The sequence below is a fragment of the Alterotamlana spongicola genome (assembly GCF_035818475.1).
GTDB lineage: Bacteria > Bacteroidota > Bacteroidia > Flavobacteriales > Flavobacteriaceae > Cognatitamlana.
Genome location: NZ_JAYMGV010000001.1, coordinates 686,592 through 704,374 on the forward strand (window position 1 = coordinate 686,592; position 17,783 = coordinate 704,374).

At 32.2% G+C, this 17,783-nt stretch carries 18 protein-coding genes; 9 read left to right on the plus strand and 9 right to left on the minus strand.

What is annotated here, in order from left to right:
* The first annotated feature begins 8 nt into the window (after positions 1–8).
* Entirely contained in the window at positions 9–1,247 is a 1,239-nt protein-coding gene (locus tag VOI54_RS02930) for a site-specific integrase (protein ID WP_326281233.1), read from the plus strand.
* A 159-nt stretch (positions 1,248–1,406) separates the two neighbouring features.
* Here the strand turns inward: VOI54_RS02930 and VOI54_RS02935 are convergent, their stop codons facing one another.
* Positions 1,407–1,622, minus strand: a complete 216-nt coding sequence (locus VOI54_RS02935) for a helix-turn-helix domain-containing protein (protein ID WP_326281234.1) — start codon at positions 1,620–1,622, stop codon at positions 1,407–1,409.
* Positions 1,623–1,777: 155 nt separating this feature from the next.
* Between VOI54_RS02935 and VOI54_RS02940 the strand changes: the two genes are divergently transcribed.
* Both VOI54_RS02940 and VOI54_RS02945 read left to right on the plus strand, forming a co-directional pair.
* Complete coding sequence (locus VOI54_RS02940) at positions 1,778–2,635, plus strand: hypothetical protein (RefSeq protein ID WP_326281235.1); 858 nt, start codon at positions 1,778–1,780, stop codon at positions 2,633–2,635.
* A 93-nt stretch (positions 2,636–2,728) separates the two neighbouring features.
* The gene (locus tag VOI54_RS02945) at positions 2,729–3,001 is read left to right on the plus strand and encodes a hypothetical protein (protein ID WP_326281236.1); all 273 of its coding nucleotides are present in this window, start codon (positions 2,729–2,731) and stop codon (positions 2,999–3,001) included.
* A gap of 649 nt (positions 3,002–3,650) precedes the next feature.
* Here the strand turns inward: VOI54_RS02945 and VOI54_RS02950 are convergent.
* The 8 genes from VOI54_RS02950 to VOI54_RS02985 all read right to left on the minus strand — a co-directional run bounded on the left by VOI54_RS02950 (position 3,651) and on the right by VOI54_RS02985 (position 11,782).
* A complete protein-coding gene (locus VOI54_RS02950) occupies positions 3,651–5,957 on the minus strand; it encodes a S8 family serine peptidase (RefSeq protein WP_326281237.1) in 2,307 nt (768 codons plus the stop codon).
* Between the two features lie 17 nt (positions 5,958–5,974).
* Entirely contained in the window at positions 5,975–6,451 is a 477-nt protein-coding gene (locus tag VOI54_RS02955; protein ID WP_326281238.1) for a hypothetical protein, read from the minus strand.
* Positions 6,452–6,895: 444 nt separating this feature from the next.
* The gene (locus tag VOI54_RS02960) at positions 6,896–8,488 is read right to left on the minus strand and encodes a type IV secretory system conjugative DNA transfer family protein (RefSeq protein WP_442809353.1); all 1,593 of its coding nucleotides are present in this window, start codon (positions 8,486–8,488) and stop codon (positions 6,896–6,898) included.
* 44 nt (positions 8,489–8,532) lie between these two features.
* The gene (mobB, locus tag VOI54_RS02965) at positions 8,533–9,558 is read right to left on the minus strand and encodes a MobB family relaxase (RefSeq protein WP_326281239.1); all 1,026 of its coding nucleotides are present in this window, start codon (positions 9,556–9,558) and stop codon (positions 8,533–8,535) included.
* Between the two features lie 3 nt (positions 9,559–9,561).
* Complete coding sequence (locus VOI54_RS02970) at positions 9,562–10,116, minus strand: BfmA/BtgA family mobilization protein (protein WP_326281240.1); 555 nt, start codon at positions 10,114–10,116, stop codon at positions 9,562–9,564.
* A gap of 585 nt (positions 10,117–10,701) precedes the next feature.
* Entirely contained in the window at positions 10,702–10,899 is a 198-nt protein-coding gene (locus tag VOI54_RS02975; protein WP_326283129.1) for a hypothetical protein, read from the minus strand.
* Between the two features lie 17 nt (positions 10,900–10,916).
* Positions 10,917–11,366 (minus strand): JAB domain-containing protein, encoded by a 450-nt coding sequence (locus VOI54_RS02980; protein ID WP_326281241.1) that lies wholly within the window; start codon positions 11,364–11,366, stop codon positions 10,917–10,919.
* Positions 11,367–11,446: 80 nt separating this feature from the next.
* Positions 11,447–11,782, minus strand: coding sequence for a single-stranded DNA-binding protein (locus tag VOI54_RS02985; RefSeq protein ID WP_326281242.1), 336 nt, complete (start codon positions 11,780–11,782; stop codon positions 11,447–11,449).
* Positions 11,783–12,552: 770 nt separating this feature from the next.
* Between VOI54_RS02985 and VOI54_RS02990 the strand changes: the two genes are divergently transcribed.
* The 6 genes from VOI54_RS02990 (at position 12,553) to VOI54_RS03015 (ending at position 17,746) form a co-directional block, all read left to right on the plus strand.
* Positions 12,553–13,359, plus strand: coding sequence for a hypothetical protein (locus VOI54_RS02990; protein WP_326281243.1), 807 nt, complete (start codon positions 12,553–12,555; stop codon positions 13,357–13,359).
* A 145-nt stretch (positions 13,360–13,504) separates the two neighbouring features.
* Positions 13,505–14,107, plus strand: a complete 603-nt coding sequence (locus VOI54_RS02995; RefSeq protein ID WP_326281244.1) for a hypothetical protein — start codon at positions 13,505–13,507, stop codon at positions 14,105–14,107.
* Between the two features lie 47 nt (positions 14,108–14,154).
* Complete coding sequence (locus VOI54_RS03000; RefSeq protein ID WP_326281245.1) at positions 14,155–14,943, plus strand: HNH endonuclease; 789 nt, start codon at positions 14,155–14,157, stop codon at positions 14,941–14,943.
* Between the two features lie 113 nt (positions 14,944–15,056).
* Positions 15,057–15,725 (plus strand): hypothetical protein, encoded by a 669-nt coding sequence (locus VOI54_RS03005; protein WP_326281246.1) that lies wholly within the window; start codon positions 15,057–15,059, stop codon positions 15,723–15,725.
* A gap of 202 nt (positions 15,726–15,927) precedes the next feature.
* Positions 15,928–16,926, plus strand: a complete 999-nt coding sequence (locus tag VOI54_RS03010; RefSeq protein ID WP_326281247.1) for a type IV toxin-antitoxin system AbiEi family antitoxin — start codon at positions 15,928–15,930, stop codon at positions 16,924–16,926.
* Positions 16,901–17,746, plus strand: coding sequence for a nucleotidyl transferase AbiEii/AbiGii toxin family protein (locus VOI54_RS03015; RefSeq protein WP_326281248.1), 846 nt, complete (start codon positions 16,901–16,903; stop codon positions 17,744–17,746). Before VOI54_RS03010 ends, VOI54_RS03015 begins: the two co-directional genes overlap by 26 nt.
* Positions 17,747–17,783 lie beyond the last annotated feature (37 nt).

Here is a 17,783-nt window from a genome sequence, read left to right on the forward strand (position 1 = left end):
TATAAAAGGTGACCCATTCACTAAAACTTTTAGTATATCTTAAAAAAAGCAAATTAGATAATTTGGGAAAAGCACCCATTTATGTAAGAATTACAATAGATCAGCTAAGGGCTGAATTTAGTATATGTCGAAAAATCGAACCAAGTCGTTGGAGTAGTGATACTGGTTTAGCTAAAGGAAGTTCTAAAGAAATTCAACTACTAAATAGGTATATTGCTTCTATAAAGAGTAAAATATTTTCTTGCCAACAACAGCTTATTGATCAAGGGGAAATGGTAACTGCCGTTAAACTACGTGATCGTTACTTAGGTAAAGATGAAGAATATAGAATGTTGCTACAAATATTTCAAGATCATAACGACCAACTTGAAAAACTAATTGGAATAGATTATGCACCGAATACACTAATTCGATATAAAACAACTAAAAATCATATCACCAATTTTATTCAAAAAGAGTATAAAGTAGAAGACATTCCTCTTAAAAAAGTTGATATCAAATTTATTAATAACCTTGAATATTTTTTAAAGACAAAAGAAAAATGCAGTCACAATACGTCTTTTAAATACGTTTCTAACTTAAAAAAAGTTATACGAATTGCCTACACAAACGGATGGATAGCCGCAGATCCTTTTTTACACTATAAGACAAAATTTAAAATTGTTGATCGAGAGTTTCTTCTAGAACACGAAATTGAATCAATTATTGAAAAGAAAACCTCTATTGAAAGACTTAATCTGGTGAAAGATATTTTTATTTTTTGCTGTTTTACAGGTCTGTCGTACATCGATGTTAAAAAACTTTCTAAAGACAATATTGTTCTTGGAATTGACGGTGAATATTGGGTTAAAACAAAAAGAACTAAAACTGACAGTAGAAGTAATATTCCTATATTACCAATTGCTCAGTCTATATTAAACAAATATGCTTACCATCCCGATATTTTGAATTCTGACAAAGTATTACCTGTACTAAGTAATCAAAAAATGAATACTTATTTAAAAGAAATAGCGGATATCTGTGGTATCAAAAAAAACCTGACTTTCCATTTAGCCAGACATACATTCGCAACAACCGTAACTTTAAATAACGGTGTTCCCATTGAATCTGTAAGCAAAATGCTTGGGCATAAATCTTTAAGAGCCACTCAACATTATGCAAAAATATTAGATAAAAAAGTGAGTGCAGATATGAAAGCTTTACGAGATAAACTTACAGTAAATAAAAATCTTTACAATACTATATAAATAAAATTCTAAAGCCAAACTGAAAACACTACAAAAATGTATTGTATGTTTAATTTATTTCTAATATCTTTTATAGAAATAACAACCTTTTAAACTTAAAAAAAGAGCTCTTTTTAATATATGCTGGAAAATTCAATAATTTAAGTTAGGCAAATTGTTTTATTTAGGAAGTTTATAGTCTTTACATATTTCTATGAATAATTCACTTGGGTCTGCTTCAATGGCCAGGGCAATTAAATACAGCTCTCTAACTCGTAGTTTTGTTCTAGGATTATTAGAAAGATCACTCATTCTTGTTTTGTTAATTCCCGTTTTCCTTGCAACATCAGATCTGTTAATTGATCTTTTGGTTAAATATATTCCTAATTCAGTCACTTATCAAAAATTTAGACAATAAAGTTACTTATTCAGATCATGTTATCCGAAAAACAGAACTTTTGTTTTGAATTTGATCTTATTATCATTACATTTGATCTGTATTACAGACTATTTGATCTTAAAAAAGGAATATTTAATAATATATTTTTACTATGAAAACAGAAAATACAACTCAGTTTCCTTTACAGAAGGAGCTTTTAGCTCTTTTAAAGGAATTACTACCATTGCATTCAGTCTATGTGCTTAGTATCTATAAAGAGAAGAAAAAGCAAAATACCTTTTTGTCTCCACAAAGTATAACTTCTGAGGGTGTGGTTACTTATACACTGCTCATCATTACATATAAGCCCATTTCAAAGAGGCTAGGGGACTTTATGGATGATATATATAATAAAATGCAACAACGTTGTAAAATTTATGTCATTACATATACTTTATCAAAGGTGAAGAAGAAATTAAATTTTGGAGACAATTTTCTATCTCAAGCCATTTTCCATACATCTTGTATGTATAAAGTAGATGGCTCTTTATCAAAATTCAGGAATTATGGTTTGAATTTTCATCCATTTGTCTACAAGCATATTGAAGAGATTTGGAAATCTCGTATGTTTCGCTCAGAATATTTACTTTCCATTTTAAACACCATTGAACCAGAAGAAGATGCCACCTCAAGGTTGGCGATTATGCATTATGCATTGGAACAAGTTTGCATGGGGCTGCTCTATGTGTTTTGGGAATTTAAACCGAATCATTATTCATTGTCTTATCTGTTGCATTTATGCAGCCACTTCTCACAATTACCGCAAACCATTTTTCCTAAAGAAACCTATGGTTTACATCGCATTTACTATATGCTCTGTAATGCACATCATATCATGAGGTTTAAGCCTCAAAATGAATTCTCTGATATGGATACTGACAAAGCTTATAATCGATGTGAACGATTTTATGATGAAGCAAAGGTCTTAGGAGAAACACATTTGGAACATCTAAAAAAACTTCATTGTTAATTTACCAAGGAATAATACTAGGAAAAACAGTGCAAAAAAAAATCCCAAAAGAAGCTTCGAGAGTTAAATAAAATTGCTCAAGAACATTTTAGATTGCTTACTCCAACCTCTCGAAATGAATATAAACAAGGGCATTACTTAAAGCATGCTTATATATATAATTATGAAGAATTAGGGTATACGCTAGAAGCTGTTTTAAATGTATGCATTATGGCTCTAGATGGGTATGACATTAATAATGAAAAAAGAAACATTAAAGAAGCTTATAAACAGTTAGCCGATGTGTTGGAATTTACAAAGAATTTAATACCACATGAGGAATTTGAATTTCTGGACAAATCCAGAAAACTATTGTATATGAAGTAAAAAAGTCACCAGAATTGGTTAGCTTAATATTCTGAATAACCACATAGCTCTAATCCAAGATTGGTTTATATTAATTGCAACTTTTCTACTAAATAAATCATATTAAGAAGAACTCATTTTTCATTCTGATTGAGATTCACAGTGAGAAAGTTTTAGGCTTACTAGAATGATTAAGAATTATGATTAGGAGAGAAAACTTTTGAGGTAACACAGAGGCAAAATCTTTCTAGCCTGATAAAGCAGAAAAGAAAAAGTTTTAATTTTTTCTATCATATTATAACATGGTTTAACTGCGAAAAAAACCTTCATCTTGGGTCTGTCAAAATTGTCTCAAAAAAATTCTGATGTATCGCAATTTTTGCAATCATTATCAGTTCCATCAAAACCGCCAAAAGTCCGAATAGTCTCTTGACGGTCTAATATAATTATGAATACCTCCCCGTAAAGAAAATTCTGTTCTTCAATGAAATACACCTCCTGTTCTCTGTATAGCCACTTTTCAATTTTAGCTACAATCATGAATATCAATTTCAACGATTTAACAGCTCAGTATTCAGATGGTAATAATAAGTGTAAACCAAAATAGCCGAAAAAATCAAATCAGAGTTTAGTTTTTTTCTGCTATTTTTATTAATAAATGTATTTACATCTAATGTTTAATAATTAACTTTTTAGTGACTACTTCTTTTCCATTTGATAGTGTTAAAACATAAAAACCATTTTTAAAAACACTAGTATCAATTTGCTCAAAAATTCGATTGGTCTTATCTTCAAAAACGACTCTGCCATTTACGTCTAATAATCTAATCTGGAAGTCAAATTCTTTATTGTCATTGGTTAATGAATTTAAGTTAACAAAAACATAACTACTAGAGGGGTTAGGAAATATAACAATATTATCATCTAAAACTATCGAGTTAACAAGGGGTGTGGCACCACCGCCACCGCCGCCGCCAGAGCTGCAATTGGTTGGGATATGTTTTGTATACCAAGAAGTAGAACCACAAATATTTTTTGCTCTAACCTTTACTGTAAACCCATATGGACCATCAATTGGGTCTACAAAAATAACTCCTTGCCCTGTATAGCTGCTAGAGTTAACACTAGGTATTACTATTGTTCCTCCAGAAATAATCCATTCGTATTGGTTTGCACCACCCCCAGAATCAACATTTATTTCGCCCATGGTACAGCCAAATGTAGATACATGGCTTAGATTAGTTACTGCTTCGGGTTTACCAACCCAAACATTTTTAGTTATTATTCTCGCTCCAACGGTCGCTCTAACAAAACCGTTGCCTTTTACTGTACTATTAATAGCCTTTACAGTTGCGCTTGAATTAGAGCTACTTATAATTTGTAAGTTTGAAGAAACAGACCAATTTACTGTACTGCCATTTGGCACTTGTGATAAACTGAAAGTTGAATTAAAATTACAGATATAGTTATTACCCGAAAGCAAAGCATTTGAAATTGCTTCTTCTACAGCAGCTAAAGCATTCACTCTACCAAAACCAAAATTATTTTCGAATCCATTTGGTCCCATATCGGTGGCCGTATTTATCAGAATGTTTCTTACTTCCTGTTGTGTTAAACTTGGATTTACAGATAGAACAAGAGCAGCAACACCTGACACGACTGGACATGAAGCTGAGGTTCCTCCGAAATTATTTTCATAGTTTCCCGAAGTCCTACCCGCACTTCCCATTCTATCGGTAGTTCTAATATTTCCTAGATAATTAGTTTCTCCTGAAGGAGCAACGAGGTCTAATTCGGGTCCTCTAGAACTATAATTAAACAAGTTTCCTCGATTGTCAACAGCCCCTACAGAAATAACATTACTATTTCTGGCAGGATAATTTACGCATCCTCCAGTATTTCCAGAAGAAAATACTATCACCGCTCCATTACCGTTTCTTCCATTAGTAATCGCATTTTGTATTGCGTTTTCTATATCTACATTTGTAAAGTTACAGGGTGCATTTGCATATGACCACGAATTACTTAGAACATCCGCTCCGTTGTTTATTGCCCATTGTATCCCGTCTGCTATATCTCCACTGGTTGTTCCATTTGCAAAAATATTTACAGATAATAAGTTTACGTTAGGAGCAACACCTCTTAAACCTAAATTATCATCAGAAGCTCCTATAACACCTGCACAGTTCATGCCATGAGTAGCATTATTTACTTCAGGCGTACCGTTTCCATTAGTAGCTGGAGTATACCCCCCTATAAGTCGACTACCAAAGTCTTCATGATTTTCCAATCCTTGGTCAAAAACAGCTACCGTAATATTATTACCTAAAGTTAGATTCCAAGCCTCATATGCATTGCAATCAATATTATTAACACCAGATACTCCGTCAATTGATTGTCCAGTATTATGCATTTGAAATTGTTGCGAAAATAGCGGGTCGTTTATCTGGTTTAATTCCATCGGAATATAGAAGTCTGGAATTGAAAATTCAGCTAAACCTGATTCGTAAATTTCATTAGCAATTTCTAATATTTTATTGATGTCTTCAATATGAACTCGTAAAATACCATATTTTTTTTCAATTTTTAGAATATCATTCTTTTGAAAAAGCTTTGTAATATCCTCTGTATTAATATTAGGTTTTAGTTTGACACGTATTGTCTTAGTCGGAAACATTTTGAAATTGCTTTCTTTATTTAGTAAAAAAGCAGGGCTAATCTGATTTTGTTTCTGCGTTTTGAAATCTTTCGCAGAGACCTCTGATTCTTTATCCTCAAGAATGGTAAATCCTTTTGAAGAAAATGTCTTAACATTTTTAAATCCTTTAGCCATGGTTTGAGTTGGCTTATTAAACGAAATAAAAGAATTGTCAGATTTTTTGATTTGAATCTTTTCACTACCGTTGTAATAATAATCATCTTGAGCTTGTAATGAAAAAAAGAGTAAGCAAAAGATAATTGTAAATAAATTTTTCATTTGTAGACTGTTTGAATTTATTGTAGTTCGATTGATGTTAAGACTATTTCTTTATAGTCATAGTCTGCTGGAATTACTTTAATTAAGCACAAACGTTTAGCATTGCCAGTAAACTTAACTTGAAGTGAATCGTTAATGTTTTGTTGTTTTAAATAATCATATTCTGCACCAATTAAATTTTCATCGCAAATAATGAAGTTACGCTGACAATTATGACAACCTTCAGTTCCTTGAAAAATCCAAAACCTATTGTTATATAGTTCGTCGTCGTAAAAACCATCTATATTTTCAGGATGTTTAAAAAACAATAAACCTGTTTTTTGTTCTTCGACAGGCACTTGTACATCATCATTGGGTATATTATATATAGTTTCAGAATTGCAACCGCAATCAGGCGGTGTCTCGTCATCATTGCAACCACTAATAATTAGAGTAAGTCCTAAACAGATAATGAATACGGATGCAACTTTAGTATTTTTTGATAAAGTTTTCATTTTTTTACCTTTTATTCATTGGCATTGTTGTTTATATTTAAGCTTTTAGTTTGTTTTTTCGTTTGAAATAAAATGATAAAGTACTTTTTTCTTAGATTAAGTCTATCGTTTAATACTTGTCTGATTTTTAAGTAAAAAAAAGCGTCATGATATGTAGTAAATATAATCAAAAATCTTAAGTTCCCATGTTTTTATTGGTTTTTTCTTACTTTTTTGCCAAATAAAGCATTTTTAAGAGGGTGATTGGTATACAGAGCATATTGTCCATTCCTTTAAAAACATGAATAGAACAGCGGTGGTTCTTCGTGTTGGGTTTTGCATTTAAATATATACATTAGCATAATTCTGCTACACAGTCAAATGTACTGCTTGGATAAAATATCGGATATATTTTATGATGAACAAAGCATGGCTTTTGAAAAGAAAAACAACAAATAAGCTTAATTAGGATTCAAGTTGAAACATCTGCTTAACCTCATAATGAATCCGTTCTAAATTTGCCTGAATTTCAGCGGCGTTGTAACTATAGGTAGGCGGTGGTAATGCTCTTTCAATCTTAGGTACTCCAAATTGTACTTTACGTTCCTTGCCATCTGCAAAAGCAATAAACTCACCAGGGTTTAAACGAAAAAACACATCAGAACGAATCTTGCTGACTTCTTTTTCACCAGTACTGATTCTAGAGTCAAAATTTAGACCATCGCTCTTACTAATGGTCTTAGTTGGTTTTTTAACAATCTCAAAAAAGCGTTCGTAGTATTTAGCGGTATCTGGGTCATTGGCCTTGCCAAAAAACTGATAGGACAGATTACTCAGAATAGCTCTGCTTGCCTTATCCCCATACATCATATCATTTTGAATCTTATCCTGCATCACATAGATCGTAGCAATATCATAACTTCGGAGTGTAGCAGGAATACGATGCATATTCAAAAGCCTAATCGTGGGAGCTTCCTCAATAAGTATAAAGGACGATGTTTGGTTACGGAGGCTCATTTGTTTAGTGATGGTATGGATAATAGTGGCAATTACAGGAGAATAAGTGGTTTCAAATTTAGGGTTATTGACAACAGACACCACACAAGGGTTTTTGGGATTATTAATGTCAAGAGGTACATCATCTGCGGAAAGGATCATAAACAGACGTTGGGTAGTAATCTTCTTTAGAGCATTGGCAAGTGTGCTCAACACGGCTGCCGTTTGGCGTTCGGAATCCCTGCCAGAAATAAAAGCACTTGCCATGGCTTTTGATGTATAATCAGATGCCAGAAAATCAATGAGACTGTCAGCATCTAGATATTGAAAGGTAGCGATCAAATGGGGCAACGTACAATATTTTGGGTAGGTGGTTTTGAGCTTCCATATCAACCCTCCCAATATACCTTCCACTGCATCGTTAAAGAATTTCGAAGACCCCATGGCTATAGATTCCTTTTGTTCTAACAAATTTTCAAGTAAGACCCTTGACACTTCATTAACGCTTTCCTCATCTTCCATATATCGAGGTGCAATAGGATTAACCTTGGCATGGATCTCATCAAATGAGATGATATGAAAGGGGATATTTTCATTTTGAAATAGAGGATATGCCATTTCCGTAATCTCAAAATACTTGTAATCATGGATAATGCCACAAAATTGATACTTTCGGAAATGCTTTAGAAAGTTATAGACCACAGATTGCGTTTTTCCACTGCCTGCCGACCCAATTACTGATGCTCCTCTGCGAATGTTCTTTAGTTTTAAAGTACCATTTTTATGCCTGAGCCTAACGATATATTTCCGTTCTGTTTTCTGCTGGTCTTTTACAGAATCGATTAGAACAAATAGTAGCATATTAATAAACACCATAGGTAATAGACCGTACATTAGTAGCTGTAAAAAAAAAGTCTGCTCATAGGTCAGATAGAGCAGAAAGCCTATGAGTAGTATGATTAGCATGTGAATGCCAAAGGCAAAACGTATATAACGCATGCTGATGCCCATCCCTAAGATGGGAACGAGGTACATCCCGGATATTAAAAGTATGGTGTTCATGATTTCTATGTTTTTATAGTTTGTATTTATATATTCCAATTTGTTTAGATACCGATAGATCCTGCGTCCCTGGCTTTGTCCAAGACCTTTCTGAATTGTTTGATGGTTTTAATAGCCAATTGCACCTGATTGGTGGGGATATTCAACAAAGGGAGTTTGACACCTGCTTTCCCTAATAGTTTGAAGGCGACACTTCTTTCATTGGTGGGTAGTTTCATTAGGTGTGCAAAATACAGGCGGATATTTTTGTGGTACATTTTTCTTGCGGTATAACTTTCCACAAAATTTCGGTCATATTTAAATAATCTGTCAAAGGTTTTCTCCGCATTTTCAAAAAAGGTATCCCTATCGAATCCTCGTTTTACGGGATTGCCGTTCAATTTTGCTTCGGAAGCTTTATGCGAACTGCCTGGGGATAAACTCAAACTATTTGAGCTATCTTTTCTACTCACGACAATATGGATGTGGGTCTGTAAGCCTTCTTTTTTCATGCCCTGTTCAATCATCTTACCATCTATTTGGTGAGGAGCTTGTGCTTTGAGTTTGCTTATCTGCCGCTCTACGATTTTGGTATTACCATCTAGCTCTCCATTTCTAATCTTTACCAAATCATGCTCTAGCTTAACAATTTTTGCCTTAAAAGGCTGATTCTCCTTGATAGCTTTGTCATAGCCTTTATAATGGCGTTTGTATTCAATTTTGGCATAGTATTTTATGCTATCCACCGATACAGGGGTATCTCTATAAAAGGCATCCGCATAGTTTCTCATAGTTTCTCGAACGTATTTGCGCAACCGCTCAGGATCGTTCCTGATATGTTTCAACTCCCTTTGACTCGGGTTGATGGTGAGTGAATAGAACTTAGGATCTCGCTTTCTGAGTTTGGCGGTATTACCGTCAATGTCCTTGATGACCTGCTCTGGAGAAACTCGGTCATTGTATTGATTAAAAAAGTGCTCTTGGAGTTCAAGGGCTTTGTCCTCATTTTCTTTTTCCAGATAGCTCACAAAATCACCTGAGCTTTGTGAAAAGGTGCTACCCAAATGTTGTTTGGTAATGGAGATGTACATGATTTATGTGTTTTTGATTTTTTCTTTTAAGGCTTCAAAAGCTTCAATAGACATATCAAGCTGGAGCTTGGGCTTGCCAAAACTGGGTTTTATGATCTGAATCTTAGAAAACAGAATGTCCTCTAATTGTTTCTTGGTGTCGTTAAGTTCTCCTTGGAGTATGTTTTTTTGTTTTTTGAGTTCGATGGCTTCCAGTGAGGTAGCAAAGGAGTCTTCTTTAAAAGATTTGTCCTTAGGGTTGACCGCTACCAAACGAGACTTTTTTTCTTTTGTCGTATCCTGTTCAAAGAGTAATTGCAACATCGCTGTAGTGGGCTGGGTCTGGTGCTTTTCGATATCCTTAATAATGGCAACCAGAGCATTGATGCGTTTTTTGATATTGGCTTCCAGAGTGCGTGCATTAGGTCCCAAAGTTTCCTTTGGGGAAATTTCATTGTAAACGAAAAAATCCAACATGGTATCCAAAGCTTCCGTATGGGTCTTAAAGAACCGTCTGGAGAACCCTTGAAAACGTTGTACCGTTTTCTTTTTGAACCGTATGTTACTAAATGTTTTCAATGTTATTATGTCACTTTTTCTTTGATTTGCCGCAAATTTCTGCCTGCTTTCGGGTCTTTTGAGGGCATTTGCCGCAAAAATCGATTTTCAAAACTGGCAAGTTGAAAATAAAATGTATTCAAACAACTGTTTTTCAGTTGTTTACATAAACATCAAATAAAGCAACGTCGCGCTAGCGCGTTGCCCTCTTGCTATTCATTTCGTCCCACTTGTGGGACAAAATTTTCAACAACATGACTAAAAAGTCAGTTGCTTATTTCGAACTAAAAATTCCAGCTATTTCTATTTTTTGAATAACTAGTTATTAGCGAAAGTCATATGTAAAAAAACACAACTAGGTATTATTGAACTCCCTATCGGCAGCCTTATAAATATAAAAGTTTCAAAGGCTAATTGAAAAGAAAAAAAGCCCACAAATGGTATCAATTTCAACCAACAAATATGATTTTAAGGAAATTTGAAATTTTGGACGTCAGATTAGAAAACTGTACGACTAAATATTTCAAAAATTGAAACACATAGTAAACAAAAAGAGCCTCTAAAATTTTAAAGGCTCTTTTGTTAATGCTTATTTTAAAGTTACTGTTAAATATTGAACACATATTGGTAACTATACAAGTTTTTTATGGCTTCTTCTTCCAATATCGTATTATAATCCAAATGGTGTTTTTCAGCATAGGATTTTAGGTCGTCTCCAAATTTTTGCTCTACATCACTTTTAGAATCTTGGAGCAAACGATTTTGGGTGCTTGCATCGAGGTTGTTATAATTCAAATAGACCATCATTATAGCTTTTTAAATTATAAAATACCGTTATCTGAAAAGCTATAATAGTCTCCGTTTGCTACAACTATGATATGATCTAATACTTTGACGTCAAAAAAATCAGCTGCATTCTTTATTTTTTCGGTGAGTTGTTTATCTGCTTCACTGGGTATTAATTTCCCACTCGGATGGCAGTGCGATAAAATCACAGAAACAGAGAGCGATTTTAAAATAACCGCAAATAAAATACGGAGATCTACTAATGTCCCAGTAATACCCCCAGTAGATAATTGATAAATACCTTTAATCTTATTAGAGTTATTTAATAACAACACTTTAAAGGATTCCTGTACTTCGATGGTGTTTTTATCCCATGTTTCAAACAATAGTTTTCCTGCATCTGCTGAACTTTTGATAGCTGGGGATTTTGACAAAGGTATTTTCTCTTTGTACATTATTTGTATTTCGTTAACTTGTGCTTTCATTCTTTTTCTATTAATGATTAATAATGAAAAGAAGAGGGTATAAACTAATTGAAAACTGGTGTTAATGCCCTCTTTACTTTCTACTTACTGCCTAACAACAGTATTTCATTCACTATCACTTCGGTTACAAAACGTTTTACATGGTCTTTGTCCTCGAAAGAACGATTGGTTAGTTTCCCTTCGATGACGATTTCCTTACCTTTGGTCACATACTTTTCAATGAAGTTTGCGGTCTTACCCCATGCCACAAGATTGTGCCAGTTGGTATCGGTTTGCTTTTCACCTTTGCCATTTTTGTAATTTTCATTTGTTGCTAATGACAAACGGACTAATTTTTTGCCGCTTTCAAGATTTACAATGGTTGGCTCTTGTCCAACATTCCCAATTAATTGTACTTTGTTTCTTAATGTACCCATGATTTAAAAATTTAAAGATTAACTATATCGCCCGAACCTTTCAGACCTTTTTAATGATTTACTTATTATATCCTGAAGCGTTTTCCTTTTTTGATTTTTTATTCTGCTTCCTTTTTGGATGGTTTGATATGATTTCATTACCTGTTGATTTGATTTACTTCCCATAGAGCCTTCAGCCGTTACCTTTTTTTGATGCGTATTGTGATTCAATATTCAGGCTTGGTAAGACGTATAAAAAAGAGCGAAGCATGAGCCTGGTTTATGCCGTTATCCAAGAATGAATGTTGTTGTTTTGCTGACAAAAAAAGGTTAGACGGTAATGGCTAGGAATTGAATTAAATGGGTTGTGAAATTTAAACTAGCAGGAAGTGGAATAAATGCAGGAATGGAATGCCTATTAAGCGGACTCAATCCACGCTTTTTACTTGAGAATGAAGCATTCCTGTCAAGCATTGCTAAAATGGATGACGGAATGAAAAGTTAAAAGTGAGGATTGTGGCCAAGATTTCTTGAATGAAGTCAAAACTATTGATGACAGGAAATTAATATCTAGCTAACCCTTTGAGTAAAAACCATAAGGAGTTTAGATAAAGATTTTAATAATCCTTTCGACAATTTGTAAGAAAGTAAGTATATTAGCTTATGGACTTGATAATCGATAATAATATAAATTAAACGTAAAATAAAAAAGTATTGTTATCCATCCATTTTGGAATACTAGGGTTATTCAACAATCCATATTACTACGTTAGCATAAATAATCAAAAACATTGTCTACAATTTTTAAAAATATTTCTTTATCCCCATTAGAAGTAACGATTATTGACGAAACAAATTTTAATCGAAAAGAGCTTGTGGAACCTTTAGTAAAAGAACTAACTACAAATGATGTTAGCAAAACACTTAAAGGGAAAAAAGTAAAAATTATTATACCAAAAGATTTTGGAAAAACGGTTTATAATCACTCTATCGATGAAGAAAAAGAGTATTATGACAAAAATGGATATTCAACATCTCGAGGACATTTTGCTGCATCATTTGAGGAAAAAGTAACAGAATTTAGGATAACAATTAATAATTCGGCTTTTAATGAATTACAATATTTTAGTACAATATTTCATGAATTTACACATGTACTAGATTTTAATAATTATATAGATAATTATGGAAATCCAATGTTAATGAATCGAAAAACAAAACATAATAATTATTATTTCGAATTTTATTTGTGGACAGAATATAACGCGAAAAAAATTGGACTTCATAGACTTATAAAAGAGTATGACAAGAAAAATTGGACAATAGACTTGCCAACGACTACTTCTCTTTTTATCAAGGATATGGAAAAAGAATCTCAAAGCTTGCCACGACTTTACAACCTGATGCATTATTTTGCAAGGATTTCTGTTTGTGACGATGGCCTTCTAACTTTAAATTCAGAGATATACCCCAAAAACTATTTGATTAATAATTTTGGTAAAAATGCAATGGTAATACACAATACAATGGAAAGTATTAAATCATTCAAAGAGTTTGAAAATGAGAAAACATTTTTGAGATATTTATTAAATTGGTAAATTACTTATGCTAAGCAGTATAAAAAAATTGCTAGTTTTAGTGTTGTTAGTTTGCTAGCTTCTGATTTTCCTTCGGAAAACCATTGCACGCAAATACACAGCAATTCATGTCCATAAATATTAGCAGCAATATTGAGCAACAATCGTGAACAATTATGAGAAAATAAAAGAGCAAAATAAATTTCTACTAAAAATAGCAGAAAACATAATTAAGGCTGGAAATTATTCTGCTTATAATTTGGACTTTTATATTCTATCTATTATCAATAGAACCATTTCTTTAAATAAAGCATTCATCCTTTTATTAGAAAACGAAAACTCTTTAACTGCTATTTCTATAGTAAGATTACAACTTGATAATGCTATAAGATTAAATGCAATCAAAGTGGTTGATAATGTAGATCATTTTTTAGATTATTTCTTCGAAGGCAAACCGATAAATAAATATAAAATAAACAATCAAAGGTTAACGGATAAATTCTTGGTCACGCAATTAAACAAAGATGTTCCTGGAGCTAATGATTTATATGACTATCTATGTGATTTTATTCATTTTAGCGACAAATACTTTGAAGCAACAAAGACAAATCCAAAAAAGAAAGAAGCGATGTTTAGAGTTGTTGTTGGAGAGTCTAACGTTCTGGATGAAAAAGAAAAAATAGCCTTTTATGAGAACATAATTAATATTTCAAACACTATTATCAGAGTAGCCAATGAATGGATTAAATCTAAAAATAGTTTTGAATAAAAAACAAACCATATTCAAGATCATTGCCAACAATTTGAAAAACTGAAATGAAGTGCATTTTTTGCGAGAATATTAATAATGCGAAATCTATTGAGCATATTGTGCCAGAATCGTTCGGGAACAAAAATTATACTCTTGAAAAAGGGGCTGTGTGTGATAAATGTAATAATAGCTTTTCCCATTTTGAAGGTAAAGCTCTTACAAATTCAATTTTTGTAATGGAAAGGTGTCTTTTTGGTATTGCTACTAAAAAAGGAAAACCCGTTAAAGGGAAAGTAAATGATTTAATTGTAGAGGCTGATTCAGAATTTAAAAAGAATATTGTTACTTTTAAAAGTGTTGACCAAAATAACGTAAAGCTAATTGACAAAAAAACAGGTGCTATGGCACTTACAGTTGAAACTTTTGATAAAAGTGAATCTGCTGTTTCAAAATTACTATTAACAATGGGACTTGAATCTTTGTACAAATCTCAAAAAGATATTTATGAAAAATATGATTTTAGCGAATTGAGAGATTACATAATGAATAGTAATAGAATTGATTGGCCTTTTATGGATTCCTTGTTTACGATGCCTAATTTTAAAAGTATACCAACATTCTATGATAAGCATCTACTTAATAAAGCTCATTGTAAATTACAGTTCAGAGAGTATGATAAAAACACATTATTATTTAAATTTATTTACGGTGGAATTGAAATGATGATTAACTTATTAAACAGAAATTTAGAATGGATAACGCAACAAAATTTCACAAAATCCAATAGTGCATTACACCCAGAACATTACAGAAAGAAAATAAAAACTATGGGTAATAATGTATATAAAAAATAGCTCAAGTCTTTACTAACAGGAAAGTTTGGCATATTTGGGAAGGTTTGTTCCGGGTATGACTATATATCAAATACATAAACAATGGTCTTTATTTACATAGAATAAATATAAAGATGTATAATATTTCTGGAATTTTCACAAGACATCAAGAAATCGGAATTTGTAATTCATTCGAATTGCTCAAGATTGTTGAGAAGATAAGTCCTGAAATAATATTTGAAGAGCTTCAATATTCTGTTTTTAATGAAATATACAAAGAAAAGGGTCGGACTACTCTAGAAACAAATACAATCAAGAAATATTTGCAAAGTCATTCCATTAAACATATTCCTGTAGACACCTATGATCAACCAAAATCACATGAGGAAGAATGCTACAACATGCTTAACAAAGTATCTAGTCAAGCTAGTATGGAATCTTTTCAATATAGAGGAAAAATAGATCATCTAAGTTATTTGGAAAGCCACTTTGGGTTCGACTTTCTCAATAGTGATCAAAATGATAAAATATTGGAAGAAATAGATATTCTAAAAGAGCGCATTTTGAAATCTATAAATGATGAAAACTTGTTTAGAATTGCCACTTTAGAAAAAGAGATAGTAGAAAAACGTGAAAATAGAATACTAGATAACATATACAATTTCAGCAAAGAACACCTATATAAACAAGCACTTCTTTTTATTGGTTCAGCTCATAGAAAATCAATTATTAAGAAGATTAAAACAATTAGAAAACAAGAAAAATTAATAATTAATTGGTCTTTGCTTGGATCGAGTTTTTAAGTGTTACAAAAAATTTCGGTTTCAGTAGTCCACTTTGACCATTGTCTACACTTCTGACTTTAGAAGAGAGAGTTTCAATCTCTGAAAAATAATTGGTACTAATTTCATTGATTAATCAGAAAAATACATATATTTGTTCACGTTTTATTGGTGTTCACGAATAATGAACATTTAAAAATAATGAACAAAAGAAGTTTTCTCCATGACTGAATTAGATATTTTAAATAATGCAATTCATAATTTAGAAAAAGATATCCCAATTACTTGGGACTGGAAAACTATTCATAATAATAGAGATATTGGTATAGATGGGGAATTGAATATAACCCTAAATAATAGGCAAATACTATTAATGGTTGAGATTAAGAAAGATGTAAAAAATCACCAATTACTCAATATACTACATTACAACAATGAATTTCAAAACTTCCTGTTGGTTGCCGAAAAACTATTCCCAAAGGTAAAGAAAGAACTTCGTGAGCATGAAGTGAATTACTTAGAGGGTAATGGGAACGTCTATATCAATCAAAATGATTTATACTTATATATAGATACGAATAGGACACTTAAAACTAAGAAGGACAAAGGTAATAGAGCATTTACTAAAACTGGACTTAAAGTGATATTTCATTTTTTACTAAATCCCCGCCTAATCAATCATACGCAAAGAGAAATTGCGGAAATCACTAATGTCGCACTGGGAAATATACCATTGATTATAAATGGATTGCTAGAAACAAATTTCATCTTAAAATTAAATAAGAATGAATATGTTATAAATGATTACGAGGAACTCCTTAATAAGTGGATTACAGAATTTGAACAAACATTGAAACCTACTATTTTTAAACAACGCTTTCGATTTCAGAATGAAAATCAAGATTGGAGAGAAATACAATTCAAACAAAATACAACAGTCTGGGGTGGTGAACCTGCAGGAGACATACTCACCAATCATTTACGTCCAGAAAAATTTATTCTCTATACCAAAGAGACTGTAAAAGATCTGATGCTCAACTATAGATTAATACCAGATGATGAAGGAAATATATGGGCATACGACCTTTTTTGGAATAGACAATTTAACGAGAATATAGCACCCAAAGAATTAGTTTATGCAGAACTAATAATCGGTAATGATAAAAGAAGCAAAGAAACCGCAAATATAATTTTGAATGAGCGCATCAAACCAAACCTATAAAGAATTAGCAATACCATATTTTAAAGAAGTATTTGACTGTATCGATGATGTATTGGTAAAACTAAACGTGCCATATTACTTAATAGGCGCAAGTGCAGTGGCTTTAGAACTATTAAAAGCTGGCATTAAACCAAGTAGAGGAACAAAAGACATTGATTTTGCAATAATGATATCATCTATACAAGAATTTGATGCTGTGGTTGAAGCACTTCTTAAATATGGATTTAATAAAGTAGAAGCGCCTTGGACTTTATATAATGACAAATTCAATATTGCAATTGACCTATTACCATTTGGAGAAATTGAAGAAAAATTCACAGTACAGTTTAATGAACGTTACACAGACTTGCACGTTTTAGGTTTTAGTGAAGTACTACAAGAAACTGAGACCGTACAAATAGAAGAAAAGTCTTTGCAAATTCCATCTCTTCCAGGAATGGTGATTTTAAAATTAATTGCCTGGAGCGATAGACCCGAAGAGCGTGATAATGACCTTTATGATATTTTAAGAATTATAGAGCATTACTTCGATTTAAATTATGATGACATCTTAGAATATCATCACGACACATTTACAGAAGCAGCAATTTTTGACCAACTAAAAATAGCAGCAAGAGTTTTAGGGCGACATTCTAGTAAATTCTTAAACGTTTCTGATGCCATAAAAGAACGAATTCTAAAGACCATAAATGATAATGTAGATGATGCTGAAAACTCAGCAATTGCTAAAGATTGGGTTAAAAATAAAAATTGGGATTTAGAATATGCCGTGCAAATACTTGAAGCGTTTCATTCTGGATTGATGGATAGCTTAGAATAAAATCAAAACGCATTTCAAACAATTAACAAATCATAAA